General features: G+C 48.1%; 1 rRNA gene. It reads left to right on the forward strand.

Annotation, left to right across the window (positions count from 1 at the left end):
* Nucleotides 1-233, forward strand: a 23S ribosomal RNA gene (locus BA70_RS19880); the annotation flags it as partial.

Below are 233 nucleotides of genomic sequence, written 5' to 3' on the forward strand. Positions count from 1 at the left end.
CCCGAACCCACGCACGTTGAAAAGTGCGGGGATGAGGTGTGGGTAGGGGTGAAATGCCAATCGAACCTGGAGATAGCTGGTTCTCTCCGAAATAGCTTTAGGGCTAGCCTCAAGGTAAGAGTCTCGGAGGTAGAGCACTGATTGGACTAGGGGCCCCTACCGGGTTACCGAATTCAGTCAAACTCCGAATGCCGATGACTTTTTCTTGTTCTTAAGTATTTTTTTTTTTTTAT

It is taken from the genome of Bacillus zhangzhouensis (assembly GCF_000715205.1).
Classification (GTDB): Bacteria; Bacillota; Bacilli; order Bacillales; family Bacillaceae; genus Bacillus; species Bacillus zhangzhouensis.